The organism is Cognatishimia sp. F0-27, from assembly GCF_020667845.1.
GTDB lineage: Bacteria > Pseudomonadota > Alphaproteobacteria > Rhodobacterales > Rhodobacteraceae > JAFMPQ01.
The window spans coordinates 36,080-53,626 of record NZ_JAFMPQ010000014.1 but is presented as its reverse complement, the minus strand read 5'-3'; the positions used below and the strand labels follow the sequence as shown (position 1 = coordinate 53,626).

At 62.8% G+C, this 17,547-nt stretch carries 16 protein-coding genes; 15 read left to right on the top strand and 1 reads right to left on the bottom strand.

The window, feature by feature from the left end; translation table 11 throughout:
- Nucleotides 1–147 precede the first annotated feature (147 nt).
- Nucleotides 148–2,934: a formate dehydrogenase subunit alpha gene (gene fdhF, locus J1C49_RS09560; RefSeq protein ID WP_227445594.1), complete on the bottom strand. Its 2,787-nt coding sequence runs from the start codon at nt 2,932–2,934 to the stop codon at nt 148–150.
- A gap of 456 nt (nt 2,935–3,390) precedes the next feature.
- Here fdhF and J1C49_RS09555 point away from each other — a divergent pair, with 456 nt between their 5' ends.
- The 15 genes from J1C49_RS09555 (at nt 3,391) to J1C49_RS09485 (ending at nt 17,503) form a co-directional block, all read left to right on the top strand.
- Nucleotides 3,391–4,251, top strand: coding sequence for a branched-chain amino acid aminotransferase (locus J1C49_RS09555; RefSeq protein WP_227445593.1), 861 nt, complete (start codon nt 3,391–3,393; stop codon nt 4,249–4,251).
- 17 nt (nt 4,252–4,268) lie between these two features.
- A complete protein-coding gene (locus J1C49_RS09550; protein WP_227445592.1) occupies nt 4,269–4,724 on the top strand; it encodes a GNAT family N-acetyltransferase in 456 nt (151 codons plus the stop codon).
- A 183-nt stretch (nt 4,725–4,907) separates the two neighbouring features.
- Nucleotides 4,908–5,363: a universal stress protein gene (locus J1C49_RS09545; protein WP_227445591.1), complete on the top strand. Its 456-nt coding sequence runs from the start codon at nt 4,908–4,910 to the stop codon at nt 5,361–5,363.
- Nucleotides 5,364–5,845: 482 nt separating this feature from the next.
- Nucleotides 5,846–6,409, top strand: a complete 564-nt coding sequence (locus tag J1C49_RS09540) for a NifU family protein (protein WP_227445590.1) — start codon at nt 5,846–5,848, stop codon at nt 6,407–6,409.
- An 86-nt stretch (nt 6,410–6,495) separates the two neighbouring features.
- Nucleotides 6,496–7,059 carry a tRNA (adenosine(37)-N6)-threonylcarbamoyltransferase complex dimerization subunit type 1 TsaB gene (gene tsaB, locus J1C49_RS09535; RefSeq protein ID WP_227445589.1) on the top strand — a complete coding sequence of 188 codons (564 nt, stop codon included), beginning with the start codon at nt 6,496–6,498 and terminating at the stop codon, nt 7,057–7,059.
- Nucleotides 7,049–7,462: a ribosomal protein S18-alanine N-acetyltransferase gene (rimI, locus tag J1C49_RS09530; RefSeq protein ID WP_227445588.1), complete on the top strand. Its 414-nt coding sequence runs from the start codon at nt 7,049–7,051 to the stop codon at nt 7,460–7,462. The genes tsaB and rimI overlap by 11 nt, the downstream gene beginning before the upstream one ends.
- A 115-nt stretch (nt 7,463–7,577) precedes the next feature.
- Nucleotides 7,578–8,582 (top strand): BMP family protein, encoded by a 1,005-nt coding sequence (locus J1C49_RS09525; RefSeq protein ID WP_227445587.1) that lies wholly within the window; start codon nt 7,578–7,580, stop codon nt 8,580–8,582.
- Nucleotides 8,583–8,712: 130 nt separating this feature from the next.
- The gene (locus J1C49_RS09520; RefSeq protein WP_227445586.1) at nt 8,713–9,234 is read left to right on the top strand and encodes a DNA topology modulation protein FlaR; all 522 of its coding nucleotides are present in this window, start codon (nt 8,713–8,715) and stop codon (nt 9,232–9,234) included.
- Between the two features lie 133 nt (nt 9,235–9,367).
- Complete coding sequence (locus J1C49_RS09515) at nt 9,368–10,972, top strand: ABC transporter ATP-binding protein (protein WP_227445585.1); 1,605 nt, start codon at nt 9,368–9,370, stop codon at nt 10,970–10,972.
- Between the two features lie 122 nt (nt 10,973–11,094).
- Entirely contained in the window at nt 11,095–12,198 is a 1,104-nt protein-coding gene (locus J1C49_RS09510; protein WP_227445584.1) for an ABC transporter permease, read from the top strand.
- 5 nt (nt 12,199–12,203) lie between these two features.
- Complete coding sequence (locus tag J1C49_RS09505) at nt 12,204–12,833, top strand: LysE family translocator (protein ID WP_227445583.1); 630 nt, start codon at nt 12,204–12,206, stop codon at nt 12,831–12,833.
- A gap of 3 nt (nt 12,834–12,836) precedes the next feature.
- Nucleotides 12,837–13,802: an ABC transporter permease gene (locus tag J1C49_RS09500; protein ID WP_227445582.1), complete on the top strand. Its 966-nt coding sequence runs from the start codon at nt 12,837–12,839 to the stop codon at nt 13,800–13,802.
- A gap of 1,349 nt (nt 13,803–15,151) precedes the next feature.
- Nucleotides 15,152–16,066, top strand: a complete 915-nt coding sequence (locus J1C49_RS09495; RefSeq protein WP_227445581.1) for a sulfite exporter TauE/SafE family protein — start codon at nt 15,152–15,154, stop codon at nt 16,064–16,066.
- The gene (locus J1C49_RS09490; RefSeq protein WP_227445580.1) at nt 16,066–16,836 is read left to right on the top strand and encodes a TIGR02186 family protein; all 771 of its coding nucleotides are present in this window, start codon (nt 16,066–16,068) and stop codon (nt 16,834–16,836) included. Before J1C49_RS09495 ends, J1C49_RS09490 begins: the two co-directional genes overlap by 1 nt.
- 295 nt (nt 16,837–17,131) lie before the next feature.
- Nucleotides 17,132–17,503, top strand: a complete 372-nt coding sequence (locus J1C49_RS09485) for a thioesterase family protein (protein WP_255670643.1) — start codon at nt 17,132–17,134, stop codon at nt 17,501–17,503.
- The last annotated feature ends 44 nt before the right edge of the window (nt 17,504–17,547 follow it).

The following is a 17,547-nucleotide window of genomic DNA, read 5'->3' as shown; positions in this document are numbered from 1 at the left end:
ATTCCGCTGAACCGCGCACTCTCCCGATCCTCGCCGCGCATATTCCGCTCGACCGCTGTTTTCTTCTGTCCGGAAATACTTCAGGGAGCGCGAGGGACTGGTCCCTCGCTCCAGTCCACGCCATGTGCTCTGCGGTGCAAAGCGCAGCTATTCGGCGGCCACCCCGTCCGCAACGGCCACCTTTTCCACGCGCACAGCGGAATATTTGAACTCCGGGATCTTTCCGAATGGATCGAGCGCGGGATTGGTGAGGATGTTGGCCGCAGCTTCCACATAGGCGAAGGGCAGAAACACCATGTCTTCGGCGACGGCCCGATCCGCACGGGCCATGACCTCAACGGACCCGCGCCGCGTTGTAAGCCGCACAAGCCCACCCGGCTCCACGCCCAGCGCACGCAGCGTGCGGGGATGCATCGAGCAATTCGCTTCCGGCTCCACCGCATCCAGCACCGTCGCGCGCCGAGTCATCGAGCCCGTATGCCAATGCTCCAGCTGTCGCCCCGTGGTCAGGATCATCGGAAACCGCTCATCGGGCAGTTCCGCCGGCGGCGTTACCCGGGCGGGGGCGAACTTGGCACGCCCTGCCCGACGCGGGAACCCGTCGCCAAAGACGACCGCGCGTCCGGGGTCATCGGGGCCACTGGTCGGATAGGTCACCGCCGATTGCTCTTCGAGCCGCTTCCACGTGATGTGATGCAGCGAGCGCATCGACATCTTCATCTCGTCGAACACCTCGCGCGGATCGTCGTAATCCCAGTCGAGCCCGATGCGTCGGGCCAGCGCCACGAGGATCGCCCAATCCTCCCGGGCGTCCCCCGGCGCATCCACCGCCTTGCGCGCCACCTGCACCTGCCGGTTGGTGTTGGTCACGGTGCCCGATTTCTCCGGGAAGGCCGAGGCGGGCAGGATCACATCGGCAAACATCGCCGTCTCGGTGAGGAAAATGTCCTGCACCACAAGATGATCGAGCTGCGCCAGCGCCTTGCGCGCATGGTCCACATCCGGGTCGCTCATGGCCGGGTTCTCGCCCAGCACATACATCCCCTTGATCTCGCCGCGATAGACCCGGTCCATGATCTCCACAACCGTCAGGCCCGGCGTCTCCGAAATCTCCGTCCCGCGCCAGATATGCCGGAAGAGCGAACGCACCTCCGGATCGGTCACGCTCTGGTAATCCGGCATCACATGCGGGATCAGCCCGGCATCGGACGCGCCCTGCACGTTGTTCTGTCCTCTGAGCGGGTGCAGCCCGGTGCCCGGCCGGCCCACATGCCCGCACAAAAGCGCAAGCGAAATGAGACAGCGCGCATTGTCCGTGCCGTGGATATGCTGGCTGATGCCCATGCCCCAGAAGATCATCGCCGCCTTGGCATCGGCATATTTGCGCGCCACGGTGCGGATTTCCTCGGGCGTGATCCCGCACAGATCGCTCATCCGTTCCGGCGTAAAGGCACGGATATGATCCCGGAATTCAAAGAACCCTTCGGTGAAGCCCTCGATATATTGCCGGTCATAGAGCTTTTCTTCCACGATCACGTTCATGATCGCGTTGAGCAACGCCACATCCGTGCCGGGCCGGAATTGCAGCATATGGCTCGCGTGCCGCTTCATCGCCGTGCCGCGCGGGTCGATCACGATCAACTCGCCGCCGCGCTTGGCAAACTGCTTGAAGAAGGTCGCGGCGACAGGATGGTTTTCGGTCGGGTTGGCCCCGATGACGATGGCGAGATCCGCGTTCTCGATCTCGTTGAAGGTCGCGGTGACGGCCCCCGATCCGACATTCTCCATGAGGGCCGCAACCGATGACGCGTGACACAGCCGCGTGCAGTGATCGACGTTGTTGTGGCCAAAGCCCTGCCGGATGAACTTCTGAAACAGATAGGCCTCTTCATTGGTGCATTTCGCCGATCCAAAGCCTGCCACCGATGTGCCACCGTAATAGCTGCGCAAATCGGCCAGCCCATGCGCGGCGCGGTCCAGCGCTTCATCCCAACTCGCCTCCCGGAAATGGGTCAACGGGTTCGCCGGGTCGACATTCAAACCCTTCTCGGGCGCATCGTCGCGACGGATGAGCGGCTTTGTCAGACGGTGAGGATGGTGGATATAGTCAAAGCCGAACCGCCCCTTGACGCAAAGACGCCCTTCATTGGCGGGCCCGTTGATCCCATCAACCTGTTTGACACGGCCATCCTTGACCTTGACGGCCACCTGGCAGCCCACGCCACAGAACGGGCAGACCGACTTGACCTCTTCGTCGAAATCCTTGCTGTCACCAACTTGCGCGCCATCCACAACACTGGCCGGCATCAGCGCGCCCGTCGGGCAGGCCTGCACACATTCGCCGCAGGCCACACAGCTGCTGTCCCCCATCGGATCGTCAAAATCGAACACCGGATAGGCGTCATGCCCCCGCCCCGCCATGCCGATCACGTCATTGACCTGCACCTCGCGACAGGCCCGCACGCACAGACCGCACTGGATGCAGGCATCGAGGTTCACGCGCATGGCAACGTGACTGTCATCAAGCAGCGGAATGCGGTCCGGCTCCAGCGTCGGCAGACGGCTCTCGGTGACACCCTGGGCGTCAGCCATGTCCCAAAGATGGGCGGACCGGTCATGCGCTGCTTCGCGCTCGGGCTGATCGGCAACCAGCATCTCCATGACCATCCTGCGCGCGGATTGCGCTCGCGCCGACGCCGTGTGGACCACCATGCCCTCCTCGGCTTCTCGGATGCAGGACGCCGCAAGCGTGCGCTCGCCTTCGATCTCGACCATACAGGCACGGCAATTGCCGTCGGGCCGGTAGCCCGGCGCCGGTTTGTGACACAGATGCGGGATCACCAGACCCCGCCCGTGGGCCACGTCCCAAAGCGTCATACCGGCGTCCACTTCGACGATCTCTCCGTCGAGCGTGATGCGCACGCGTTCGCTCATGGCTATTGCCTCCCTGTCTTCGCTTGCACAGCCTAAACGAAGCTTTCCCGCGCCGCGCCTCCCAATCCCGACCAAATCCACCCGATTTGCGCCGCTTGCGGTTTCCGATCGGCAACATGTGACACGCTGGGAAACCGGTTCGGTATCGCAATTGCCCTCACACGATGCCCGACGGATGCGCGCGCCGGGTTTCTTTGGGCCACAAATATCCCGGGGGTGTGGGGGCTGGCCCCCACGCCGCACACGCGACGCGATCAGCGCCACGTCGGTCGCCCGACGCCGATGATCCGACGCCGGACCCCGCTGGCAAAGGCCGGCCCCATGCAGAACCCTTTAGATCCGCCGCTGCGCTCAAGCCGCCGGGACCATCAACGCAGTTCCGGTCGCACCGCCTCTGGACCTCTACGGTTCACCCGCATAGGCTCCGGCGCAAAGACGACATTCGGGGAGACACACATGGCCGTCGGGCGCAATATCCGCACCTATTTCGAAGGCACCTGGCATGATGGAGACACCCCGATCATGCGTGCGGCCGACCATGGCGCCTGGCTTGGCAGTTCGGTCTTTGACGGCGCGCGCTGGGTTCACGGACGCGCGCCCGATCTCGACGCCCATTGCGCCCGCGTCAACCGCTCGGCCAAAGCGTTGATGATAAACCCGACGGTCTCCACGGACGACATGGTGCAGATCGCGCTTGAGGGGCTGGCCGCCTATCCCGAGGACGCCGCCGTCTATATCCGCCCGATGTACTGGGCGATCCACGGCGACGCCTCCGCGATCGTGCCGGCCCCGGACGAAACCGGCTTCGCCATCTCGCTCGAAGAAATCCCCCTTGCACCCGAGACCGCCTCCGTCACGCTTGGCCGAACCCGGTTCCGCCGCCCGGTTCTCGAAGACGCCGTCGTCGATGCCAAGGCGGGGTGCCTCTACCCCAACAACGCCCGCATGCTGGCCGAGGTGCGCCAGCGCGGCTTCGGCAATGCGCTCGTTGCCGATGCTATGGGCAATGTCGCCGAAAGCGCGACGGCGAATGTCTTCATGGTGCGCGACGGGGCCGTCTTCACGCCCATCGCCAATGGCACCTTCCTGGCCGGGATCACCCGCGCCCGCCACATCAAGAACATGCGCGCCGACGGAATGGAGGTGCATGAAACCGTTCTCACCTTTGCCGATTTCGAAAAGGCCGACGAAGTGTTTCTTTCGGGGAATATGCATAAAGTCACCGCCGTGACCGGCTTCGAGGACTGCGCCTATCAGGCTGGTCCCGTAACGCGGCGCGTCCGCGAAATGTATTGGGACTGGGCCGCATCCTCGTGACGTCAAGGCGCAGTCCGGTGATCCCCCTGACCTGCGCAACCGATGACGATTGCGCTGCGCTCAGCGCGCTGTGTCTGCGCGCCAAGGCGCATTGGGGCTATTCCGCCACGTTCATGGCAGCCTGCAAGGACGAACTCACCGTGCAAAAGGCGGATCTCAATGATCTTTGCGCTGTCATCTCTGACGCCGGCCAGTTCATCGGCTACGTCCGGGTCTCCCTCGACGACACGGGCGCGACCCTCGAAAAGCTTTACGTCACACCATCCGGGATGGGTGAGGGCCATGGCCGTGCCTTGTTCGAATGGGCCTGCGCAGCCGCGCGAAGCGCCGGGGCACACGAGCTCGCCATCGTCTCTGATCCGAACGCGGCCGCGTTCTATCATCGGCTCGGCGCGCGCCGCGTTGGTGACGCCCCCTCCGGCTCCATCCCCGGCCGCACGCTCCCCGTGTTGCGCTATGATCTGACCGGATAATCGACCCCAAGTGCAGATCCCCTGTATGCGGCGCTTATCGCATGCGGATCCCCGCTCCGCCTGCATCCGTTTCGCATCGGGGGGTCCCGTCTTTGCTGCATCGCGGCTTGCCACGCGGGACGCATCACGCCATGATCGCGGACCGGGGGCAGGCCACTGCCGAACGCGGTCGAGGGGAGCCGAATGCGCAAGTTTCTCGTTGTGCTGGATGACAGCCGGGAATGTCTGAACGCCATGCGGTTTGCCGCCATGCGTGCCGCCAATACTGGCGGCGGCGTTGCGATTCTCTCCGTCATCCCGCCAGATGAGTTCAATCACTGGATCGGTGTGGGCGCGGTCATGCGTGAGGAAAGCCGCGAACGCATCCACGCGCATTTCGAAGTTTTTGCCAAATGGATGCGCGACAAGCAGGGTGTCGATCCCGAACTGGTCATCCGCGAAGGCGATGCCGTGCCGGAAATCATCGCGCAGGTGCGCGACGATCCGGATATCGGCGTGCTTGTGCTCGGTGCGGCGGCAGACAAGAAAGGTCCCGGACCTTTGGTAACGCAACTGACCCGCAATTCGGGCTCGCTGCCAATCCCGATTACCATTGTGCCGGGCGATCTCTCGAAGGAACGGCTCGAGGCGATCACCTGACCGGCTGCCTGTGATCAGGACCCGAGGGATCGGCCGAGATACTCCGAGCGCGACACGGCCAAAATCGCGGAAGATCTGCGCATCCGGGCCAGTCTCCGTCCTGCCAGACGTCCCGGTCCGGGTGGGGGTGCTGTGGATCTCCGGCGTGTTCGAGATCCTGTTCCCGCCAGCCGACAGCGACACCACGCCCATCGCGGCAAGCGCGATCGAGGGGCAACACCTCTGTATCGCCATCTCTCTCCATTGCGGGCCAATCGAGTCTGACGCGGCGCGCGCTCTGGCAGGCTTCACAACAGCCAGGGTCCGGGGGCTGGTGTCGATCGCCGTTGCACAGGCGTCGATCCCAAATCGACAGAGCCCGCCCATGCAGCAGACACGGCTCTACGATGGCGCAGAGAGCAGAACTTAGAACCATTCCAATCCTTGACGCGCGGCGCGAGCGAGCGCATATATTGAGGGTCCCAAAGAAAGGTGCGCCAGAAATGTTCATTCAAACCGAATCCACGCCGAACCCGGCCACGTTGAAGTTTCTGCCTGGCCAGACCGTTCTTGAGATGGGCACCGCCGATTTCCCGAGCGCAGACGCCGCCTCGGCATCTCCGCTGGCTCAGAGGCTGTTTGACGTCGAGGGCGTCACCGGCGTGTTCTTTGGCAATGATTTCATCACGATCACCAAGGGTGATGCCATTGACTGGGATCATGTGAAGCCTGCCGTTCTTGGCGCGATCATGGAACATTTCCAGTCGGGTCAGCCCGTGATGGCCGATGGCGCAACACAGGCGGGCGGCCATGCCGAGCATACCGGCGAGGATGGCGAGATTGTGGGGCAAATCAAGGAATTGCTCGATAGCCGCGTGCGTCCCGCCGTGGCGCAGGATGGTGGCGACATCACCTTCCATGGCTTCGATCGTGGCGTGGTTTACCTGCATATGCAGGGCGCCTGCGCGGGCTGCCCGTCCTCGACCCTCACGCTCAAGATGGGGATCGAGAATTTGCTGCGCCACTACATTCCCGAAGTGACAGAGGTTCGTCCGGTCGCGGTCTGACCTTCAATGCATGTCCCGGCATTGGCGAAGGCGCCGGTGCCGAGACACGCGGTTGCACCGATCAGGCGGGCAGGCGATAAGGCCGCATGATCCTCGCCTTTGACACGTCCGGCCCGTATTGCGCCGCTGCCCTTCTGGGAAGCGACGGCACCGTGGTGGCGTCCGCCTCGGAAGACATGACCCGCGGGCAGGCGGAACGGCTGTTTCCGATGCTCGACGCGCTGCTTCACGAGGCGGGGGCCGATTGGAGCGACCTGACCCGGATTGGCGTAGGCATCGGCCCCGGGAACTTTACCGGCATACGGATTTCCGTCAGCGCGGCGCGCGGTCTCGCGTTGGGTCTGGGCATTCCGGCCATCGGCGTCTCCAGCTTCGAGGCCATTCATCACACCAACCCTCAGGCCATCGCCGCGGTGCCCGCACCGCGCGATCAAGCGTATCTGTGCGCGCCAGGCGACACCCCGCGTCTTGTGCCTCTTGCAGACGCCACCGCCGCGCATCTGCCGCCCGCCCCGGCGCAACTGGCCGCGTCTATCGCGCGCGTCGCGCAACACAAATCGACCGATCAGCGTCCGGCGCCGCTTTATATTCGGCAGGCCGACGCCGCCCCGTCCCGCACGCTTCCCCCGGTCCTGCTTGATGGCTGCTGACGCGTTGGCGGCGCTCGCCGCGCGCGCTTACCGGCATATGAAACCGTGGAGCAGTGCGCAGTTCGCCGAAACGCTGGCGGCGCCGCACAGCATCCTCGTGTCCAACGATACAGGGTTCGTTCTGGGACAGGTGGTTTTCGACGAGGCCGAAATCCTTGCACTGGCCACCGATCCCGCACACCAACGGCGCGGCGTCGCATCGTCTCTGCTCAAGCAGTTTTTCACGCTCGCCCAGAGCCGGGGCGGCACGCGGCTCTTTCTCGAAGTGGCCGAGGATAACGCCCCGGCCATCGCGTTCTACAGGCGGCACGGCTTCGAAATCCAAGGGCTTCGCCGAGGGTATTACCGTCGCGCCGGGGCCGCTGCTGCCGATGCGTGCGTCATGGCGCGCGACATTCCCTGACGTTACAGGCATTTGGCCAAGAATCGGTTGACCATCCCGGCGCCAACAGCCCTAATTGCCGCCATCGAATGAAGGCGGCGGGCATGAGACCCGCCCCGCAACACGGGAGTTCCAAATGACCTTCATGACCAAGATTCTCGGCTCTGCCGCTGCGCTGGCGCTGTCTGCCGGCGCCGCACTGGCCGACCCGGCTCTGATCTACGATCTGGGCGGAAAGTTCGACAAATCCTTCAACGAAGCGGCCTTCAACGGCGCCCAGAAATGGGCCGAAGAAACCGGCGGCTCCTATCGTGACATCGAGCTTCAATCCGAAGCGCAGCGAGAGCAGGCGCTCCGCCGCTTTGCCGAAGCCGGCTTCAACCCGGTTGTGACCACCGGCTTCTCCATGTCCTCGCCGATTGCCGCCGTGGCCGCGGACTACCCGGACACCAAGTTCGTGACCATTGACGGTTTCGTCGACCCCGGCGAGCATCCCAACGTGCTGTCGATCCTCTTCTCGGAACATCAGGGATCTTACCTTGTCGGCATCATGGCGGCGCAGGCCTCTGAATCGAACACGGTTGGCTTTGTGGGCGGCATGGACATCCCGCTGATCCGCAAATTTGCCTGCGGTTATGCGCAGGGCGTCAAGGCCGTCAATCCTGACGCCAAGGTGATTGCCAACATGACCGGCACCACCCCAGCCGCGTGGAACGACCCGGTGAAAGGCTCCGAATTGGCCAAGGCCCAGATCAGCCAGGGCGCGGACGTGATCTTTGCCGCCGCGGGCGGTACGGGCCTCGGCGTTCTTCAGACAGCCGCGGATGAAGACATCCTGTCGATCGGCGTCGATAGCAACCAGAACTACCTGCATCCGGGTGAGGTGCTGACTTCCATGCTCAAGCGCGTGGACGTCGCCGTATACGACTCGATGACCGCAGGCGCCGACCTTGAAACCGGCGTGAAGGTGCTCGATCTCGGTGCGGAGGGCGTCGGTTACGCGCTCGACGAGCACAACGCCGACCTGGTGTCTGCCGAGATGAAAGCCGCTGTCGATGCTGCGCGCGAGCAGATCATCGCGGGTGAGCTTGAGGTGCATGACTACACGTCCGATGACAGCTGCCCGGCGCTGTCCTTCTGATCCAAAACCATCGCCAAATGAAATCGGGGCGGCGCCTGCGGGTGCCGCTCTTTTTTTGCGCCGCGCGACGGCGAATCGGACCGCCCGACGGATGTGGCGTAACTTTCCCGGACAAACCCGCGAGGCTTACGTGCAAAAAATCATCATCACTGGAGCAAATGGCGTCGGGAAAAGCCATTTCGCAGCGGCTCTGGCTGCGTTCAGAGCGGACGTGCCGGTGATCCATTTCGATGCGATCAAGCTGCGCAGCCGATGGCAACAACGCCCCCGCGCCGAAAGCGACGCCGCGCTAAGGCAAGAGATTGCAAAACCCGCATGGATCCTCGAAGGCGGCCCGAGCCTCTTGCCGCACGCAATAGGAGAGGCCGACGCGCTGGTCTGGCTGGATCCGCCCAACCGGGTCAGAGCGTGGCGGTTGGCAACACGGCCCTGGAAATATTTCGGCAGGACCAGACCCGAACTGCCCCCCGGCAATGTCGATTGGCCCTGGCAGCAATACCGGTTTGCCCTGCGCAGCCTGCGCAACACCGCGCGCTTTCGCAGCTACATCGCGCAGGTCATTCACAACGCCGACGGGCTTCGGACATGGCACTGCCGCTGCGACGCCGACCTCAATACCGTGCTCGACGCATGGTCGCAAACCGGTCGATGACAGGCCCCACGCCGCCACAATGCGCGCCACGCGACCTGCCTCGTGATCCGCGAATACAGCGTTCCGTAACCTCCCCTCTTTCCAACTTGCCTCGTGTCTGCAACAACAGAAGCGAGTGGAACAGGAGATGGGCATGACCGCACCCGCCATCGAGCTGAAAGGCATCTCCAAGGCCTTCGGCCCCGTGCAAGCGAACAAGGATATTGCCATCCGCGTCATGCCCGGCACGATCCACGGCATCATCGGTGAGAACGGCGCGGGCAAGTCGACCCTGATGTCGATTCTCTACGGCTTTTACAAGGCGGATGCCGGTGAGATCTTCATCAACGGCAAGAAGACCGAAATCCCCGACAGCCAGGCCGCGATCAAGGCGGGTATCGGTATGGTGTTCCAGCATTTCAAGCTGGTTCAGAATTTCACCGTGCTCGAAAACGTCATCCTCGGTGCCGAAGACGGCAGGATGCTGAAGCCCTCACTGGCCAAGGCGCGCGGCGTGCTCAAGCACCTCGCCAAGGAATACGAGCTGAACGTCGACCCCGACGCGCGGATCGAAGACCTCTCCGTGGGCCACCAGCAACGGGTCGAGATCCTCAAGGCGCTGTATCGCGAAGCGGATATTCTTATTCTCGATGAGCCGACGGGCGTTCTGACCCCCGCCGAGGCGGATCACCTGTTTCGTATCCTCGAGGGTCTGCGCGCACAGGGCAAGACGATCATCCTGATCACGCACAAGCTACGCGAGATCATGGAGATTACCGACACCGTCTCTGTGATGCGGCGCGGGGAAATGACTGCGACGGTCAAGACCGCAGAGACAACCCCTGAACAGCTCGCAGAGCTCATGGTGGGCCGCAAGGTTCTGCTGCGCGTCGACAAGACCCCGGCCACCCCCGGCCGTGCGGTGCTGGAAATCGACAACCTCAGCCTGACGGACGACGCAGGCGTGGCGCGTCTCAAGGGCATCTCCCTGACCGTGCACGCGGGCGAGATCCTCGGCATTGCCGGGGTAAGTGGGAACGGTCAGTCGGAACTGCTCAAGGTGCTGGGCGGCTATGCACCAGCCGCCACGGGGTCCATCAAGGTCAATGGCACGCCGATCGACCTGACCGGCAAGAACTCCGACGGCCAATCGCGGCGCGCGCGCGGGATCGCTCATGTGCCCGAAGACCGCCAGCATGAAGGGTTGATCCTGCAGTATTCCGCCTGGGAAAACACTGTCTTCGGCTATCATCGGGACCCCGGATGGCAAAACGGGATCCTTATGGACAACGCCGCCATTCGCACGGAAGCCGCCGCCAAGATGGAGCGGTATGACGTGCGTCCGCCAAACCCGAACCTTGCCGCGCGCAACTTCTCCGGTGGCAACCAGCAGAAGATCGTGCTCGCCCGCGAAATCGAGCGCGACCCCGACGTTCTGTTGATCGGGCAGCCGACCCGCGGCGTCGATATCGGCGCGATCGAATTCATCCACCAGCAGATCGTCGCGTTGCGTGACAGCGGCAAAGCGATTTTGCTCGTCTCGGTCGAACTGGACGAGATCTTCTCGCTCTCTGATCGGATCGCCGTGATGTTTGACGGCCAGATCATGGGCGAGCGCATGCCCGACGATACCGATCAGACCGAGCTTGGCCTCTTGATGGCCGGGGTGACAGAGATGCCAAAGGACAAACCACTCATTGCTGCGGTGGATGCCCAGCTTGAAGCCAAGGCCGAAAAGGCGGCGCAGCAGAATGGGTGAGCTGTCCTCTCCCCGCCTGCGGCGCAGGCCCCGGTCGCGCCCGGCTGAGGGCCGCGCCTTGTTCAACCGTTCTATCGAGACACGGGGCGGCACGCGCGCGCAGCCCCTTCAGGAGTGCCACAATGGATAGAATGCCTGCCTGGGCCGATGCCATCCTCGTGCCGCTTTTTTCCATCGTGCTGGCCGCAATCCTGTCTGCGGGTGTGATCCTCGCGATTGGCGAAAGCCCGGTCGAGGCCTTCAAACTCATGGTTGACGGCGCGCTGATGCGTTCGTCGGGATGGGGATATACGCTTTACTACGCCACGAACTTCATCTTTACCGGACTTGCGGTCTCCATCGCGTTCCACGCCCGCATGTTCAATATCGGCGGCGAGGGGCAGGCGATGATCGGCGGTCTCGGCGTGGCGCTTGTTTGCCTGTTCATCCCGTGGCCGCATTGGTCTTTGGCACTGTTGGGCGCAACGGTGGGGGCTGCGCTCTTTGGCGCCGCATGGGCCTATATTCCGGCGCTGCTTCAGGCAAAGCGCGGCAGTCATATCGTCATCACCACGATCATGTTCAATTTCATCGCGGCGGCGGTTCTGAACTACGTGCTGGTCAACATGCTACGCCCGACAGGCGCGATGGAGCCCGCCACTGCACGCTTCCCCGAAGCCACCTTCCTGCCAACCTTTCAGGACATGTTCGCCACGGCGGATAACCCGCTCTTTCGCGGCGCGCCGGCCAACGTGACCTTCTTCATCGCACTTCTGGCCTGTGTCGCGGTCTGGATTCTGATCTGGCGCACACGGCTTGGCTACGAAATCCGTGCTTTCGGACATTCGGAGACGGCCGCGCGCTATGCCGGGATTTCCCCGGTCAAGATCACGGTTGTTGCCATGCTCATCTCCGGCGGTCTGGCCGGGATGATGGCACTCAACACCACCATGGGTGAAGCGGAACGACTCGTTCTGAACGCCACGGAAGGCGCGGGCTTCATTGGTATTGCCGTGGCGCTCATGGGACGTTCGCACCCTGTCGGCGTCCTCCTTGCGGCATTGCTTTTCGGGTTCCTCTACCAAGGTGGCGCGGAGCTGGCGCTCTGGACCAACATTCCGCGTGAGCTGATCACGGTGATCCAGGCGCTGGTGATCCTTTTTACAGGAGCGCTCGACAACATGGTGCGGGTGCCATTGGAAAAGCTCTTTCTTGCCATCCGGCGCAGCCCGAAATCGGCAGGGTGAGCCCCGTGCTGGCCGACTGGATCCCCAATCTTCTGGCCGGCTGGGCGGTGCAGCTTCTCGGCGTGCTCTCACCCGGGCCGGGTGTGGCGCTGATCCTGACCGTGGCCACCACAAAGGGGCGCGCTCCGGCGATTGTCACCTGTTTCGGCATTGGTGCCGGAGCAGTGTGTCTGTCGACAGCCGCGCTGGTTGGTCTTGGCACCCTGGTGGCGGAAATCGCCTGGGCGATGATGGCAGTCAAGGTCGCCGGTGCAGGCTACTTGGCCTGGTTGAGTTGGAAAGCCTTTGAGCGTGCCAAGACCCCCCCGCCTGCGCCGGTGGTTTCGCCCGCGAAACGGCGTCGGGGCGGGGCCGCGCTTGCCGGTTTCGCGATGCAGATCACAAACCCGAAGGCGATCGTGTATTGGCTCGCCGCGGTTGCCATGGCCAACATGACTGCTGCGCCGCTGCCTGTATTGGCGTTTTTTGTTCTTGGTGCCTTTGCGATCTCCTTTCTTGGACACGGCACCTGGGCGCTCGCGCTTTCCTCGCGGCCCTTCATCGCGCTCTATGGTCGGGCGCGGCGCTGGATCGACGCGGCTTTGAGCGCGTTTTTTGCCTTTACCGCCTACAAGCTTCTCACAACGAGGATCTGAGACATGGATCTCGATACGCTCATACAGGTTCTGGACTCCACGATCCGTCTTGCCACCCCGCTCCTGCTGGCCTGCCTCGCGGGGTTGTTCTCGGAACGCGCGGGCATTTTCGACATCGGGCTCGAAGGCAAGATGCTCATCGCCGCATTTTTCTCCGCGGCGGTCGCGTTCTCAACCGGGTCGGTCTGGATCGGAGTGCTGGCAGGCATCGCCGCTTCGCTTGCCATGTCAGCCATCCACGGTCTGGCCTCGATCACCTTTCGCGGCAATCAACTGATTTCCGGCGTGGCGCTCAACTTCCTGGCTTCCGGGCTGACGGTGCTCATCGCGCAAAGCTGGTTCAGTCAGGGCGGGCGCACCCCGTCGCTGCCCGATGGTGCACGATTTGCCGAAATCACCCTGCCCTTTGCCGAGTCGCTCCGCGATGTGCCGATATTCGGCCCGATCTATGCCGATCTCATCTCGGGACATTCCGCACTTGTCTATATCGGTTTTGCCATGGTGCCACTCACGTGGTGGGTGTTGTTCCGCACGCGCTTCGGCTTGCGTCTGCGGGCCGTCGGCGAAGCGCCGGAGGCGGTGGACACGGCCGGTATCAGTGTCACGGGCCTTCGGTTTGCAGCCGTTGGGATTTGCGGCGTGCTGTGCGGCCTCGCCGGCGCATATCTTGCGACTGGTCTACAGGCCGGGTTTGTGCGTGAGATGACCGCGGGACGCGGCTATATCGCACTTGCGGCGCTGATCTTTGCCAAATGGCGGCCATGGTATGCGCTCGGGGCCTGTCTTCTGTTTGGCTTCCTCCAGGCAATCGCGCTGCGCTATCAGAACATTGACCTGGGCGCCTTCGTGGTCCCCGTGCAGGTGATGGACGCGTTGCCTTATATCCTGACTGTTGTGATCCTTGCGGGTTTTGTCGGCAAGGCGATCCCGCCGCGCGCCGGTGGCGAACCCTATGTGAAAGAACGGTGAAGGCAGCAAATACACGGGATATGCGGCGCAGATCGAGCGTTTCGGGCTGTCGCCAATTGTCATGCAGGCCGAAGCCGTCGAGGCGGCTCCTTGGCCGTCATGCCGGGCAATTCCCGCAGCTTTCCGTCCCGAAGAGACGATGACGCAATTCCCGGGAACCGCTACATGTGCCGATCCCCAAACCACCGCGCATGGTGGGCAACAATGATACGCAAGGATGCTGACACGATCAAAGCCCCCCGATGCGACGAAGGAGCCCCGCCGGGCAAAGCCGCGCTGGAAGAAACTCACGGTTTCGGCAAATCCGTCAAGCGACCCGGTGCCGGGACATGTCACCGTCCTCCCGACACCGAAATTGTGACCCCGCGTGCAAGGACCGGGTCGGTTGGGTCGATGGGTTCAAGGCTTTCGAAGTTGACCTCAAAGCCCGAATTATCCAAGTCGGGCTGCCATGTGATCCCCATTTCTGCTTGGGGTACGACCGGTTGCGGGTCACCTCCATCCTTGGCTGAGGCAAGACGTCTTTCCCACGGCATCAGCCCGGCCCTCTGGAATAATCTTGCGGCAAGAGGGGCATTGTAAAACTGGTATTTGCGATCATCTTTGCTGGCTTGAATGGTATGATGATGGATCCGGCGAATTATGCAGCCCCACGCTCCTTGAAGCGGGCGTAATCATACCGCTTTCGGGCTCTTGCGCAAAAATCGGGCCTCTGATCCTGTTTTTGGTCAGCCAAGCGCGGCCATGCGGCCAGGCGGTCGATTGAACAGATGCATTGCGTGATGTTCAATTTCCCCGCATGGCAGGAACACGGTCGCTTTAACATCTCTGTTGGTAGGATCGGTCTCCTCACCAAAATACCGCAGTCGAATGCCTCCCGGCGATCTACTCCGCCTGCCGCCATTTGCGAGGGTATGGAAAACCGACGCCAGAGGGGTGGCAAGCGTCTGGTTTGCGCCGACGCCTTTCATGGCGCTTGCTCCTGACCCGACGCGCGCAGTCTTGAACATGCCGGGCCTTCACCCGGTCTGTCCCGGTGGGCAAGCCGCCTTCGGGCTCAATGTGCCCGGCTCAAAGCACGAAGCAATCCATGCTGCGCCCGAGCACACACAGCGCGTCGCTGCCTGTGGCCCTCTCAACGGCCCACGTCCCGCACTCCGTCACGACCAGACGCGATACCAACCCCATCGAGTGCTTTACACCTCGGGACAGACTGGCGGTCTGGCCAAACATGACCGCAAGCGCTTGGCCCAGAACAGCATCAGTCCAGTTTGCTAAAAGCATCGGTCCAGAGCCATCGCGACATTGTTGCCGTTGCGCGACTCACGCTGCACAAGCTAACAGACCTCATGATGATCTACCTCCCCATCGCCGAGGTTTCGGTCAATGCCTTTGTGCTGCTTGGCCTCGGAGGTCTCGTCGGTGTGCTGTCCGGCATGTTCGGCGTGGGGGGCGGGTTCTTGATGACGCCGCTGCTGTTTTTCATTGGCATCCCGCCCGCCGTGGCCGTCGCCACCGAAGCCAATCAAATCGTCGCATCGTCCTTTTCGGGCGTGCTCGCACATCTGAGGCGCAAGACCGTCGATCTGCGGATGGGAACGGTCCTGCTCATCGGCGGCCTGATTGGTGCCGCGCTTGGCGTGATGGTGTTCAACTACCTCAAATCGCTGGGCCAGGTCGATCTGTTGGTCCGGCTTTGCTACGTCGTCTTCCTCGGCATCATCGGCGCGCTGATGTTTGTCGAAAGCCTCAACGCGCTGCGCAAACAGCGCTCGGGCAAAGCCCCGGTGCGCAAGAAACACAACTGGATCCACGGGCTCCCTTTCAAGATGCGCTTTCGCACGTCCGGGCTCTACATCTCGGTGATCCCGCCCGTCCTAGTGGGCGTCTGTGTCGGTATTCTGGCGGCGATCATGGGGGTCGGCGGTGGGTTCATCATGGTGCCCGCCATGATCTACCTGCTCGGCATGCCGACGAAAGTCGTGATCGGCACCTCGCTGTTCCAGATCATCTTCGTTACGGGCTTCACGACCCTGTTGCATGCAACCACCAACTTTACCGTCGATGTCATGCTTGCCGTTCTGCTGCTGGTGGGGGGCGTCATCGGCGCGCAGTTCGGCGCGGTTCTGGGTGCCAAGCTCAAGGCAGAGCAACTGCGCATCCTTCTCGCGCTCATGGTTCTGGCAGTCTGTGGCAAGCTGGCGCTGGATCTGCTGCTACAACCCGCAGAACTGTATTCCATCGGCGCGTCGGGGGGGCATTGATGCGGCGGTTCGCGGCCTTGCTCTGCGCGGTGTGGCTTGCTGCGCTGACTGCCGCACATGCGGAAGAAGTCGTGCTCGGCCTCAGTCAGGACAGCGTGTCGATCTCCACAGCCTTCGATGGCTCCGAAATTCTGATCTTTGGCGCCGTGAAGCGCGAAAACCCGATCCCGGATGGTCCACCGCTGGAAGTCGTGATCACCGTCGCTGGCCCGCTGCAACCGCTGACCGTGCGCCGCAAGGAAAAGCGCTTCGGCATCTGGGTCAATACCGCAGCGGTAGAGGTCGACGCCGCACCCTCCTTTTATGCCATTGCGACCTCCGGCCCTTGGGGCGACGTGATCTCCGATACCGAAGATCTGCGCCACAAGATCTCCATCCCCTACGCGATCCGCTCCGTCGGCGCGCCCATGTCCGTAGACCGACCGCAGAACTTCGCCGAGGCGGTGATCCGCATCCGTCAAAACAACGGCCTCTATCAACTGGCAGAAAGCAGCATCGAATTTGAACAGCAAACCCTGTTTCAAACCGCGATTTCCATGCCTGCCAACCTGACAGAAGGCGCCTATCCAACGCGGATCTTCCTCACCCGTGGCGGGGCCGTGGTTTCAGTATTCGAAACCGAGATCGACGTGCGCAAGGTCGGGCTGGAACGCTGGCTTTTCTCGCTGTCGAGGGAACAGCCGTTGCTCTACGGGTTGATGTCACTGGCCATCGCAATAGCCGCCGGTTGGGGCGCATCTGCGGCATTCCGGGTGCTGCGCCGCGGCTAATCCCTCAAGGGGAGGGACTCCCCCTTGCACCGGATCGCTCCCCCCGGGCCGAACCCGGCTTCCCGGGCGTTTTGCCGTTGGTCCGCGGTTCCAAGCGGGTCACCCGATCCACTGCGCTTGGTCCGGTCCCATCGCTCCAGACGCGCCTTCGGCACAGATCACCAACAGGCATGGTGACCCCAGCCGGCACCGCTTGCAGGTGCGACGCCCTTCATCCTAGGCTGTTGCCATGAACCGTCCGTCTCCCCTCCCCCGCTCCGCCTTTGGTGATTTTAGACCCCTGCCGACGCGCTGGATGGACAATGACGAATACGGTCATATGAACAACGCCACCTACCTCTCCCTTACCGATACGGCCGTATCGCTGTGGCAGATCGAGAATGGCCTGGCGATCCGTGGTCCCGGCGCGCTGCGCTTTCTCGTCGTGGAAACACGGCTGATCTACTTTGCCGAAACCGGCTTTCCGGACACGATCCACGCGGGCCTGCGCTGCGCGCGTCTCGGCACTTCCTCGGTTGCCCTCGAAGTCGGGCTCTTCGCCAATGACGCGCCTCAGACCTGTACGCTGGCGCATTTTGCCCAGGTCCTGACCGATACAGAGGGACGCCCCACGCCGATCCCAGAGCATGTGCGACGCATTTATCAAAGCCTGCCCGGTGCGGGCTGAGCGGATCAAGGCGCGTCACCACGCGCGCCCTGTTTCTTCTGTCC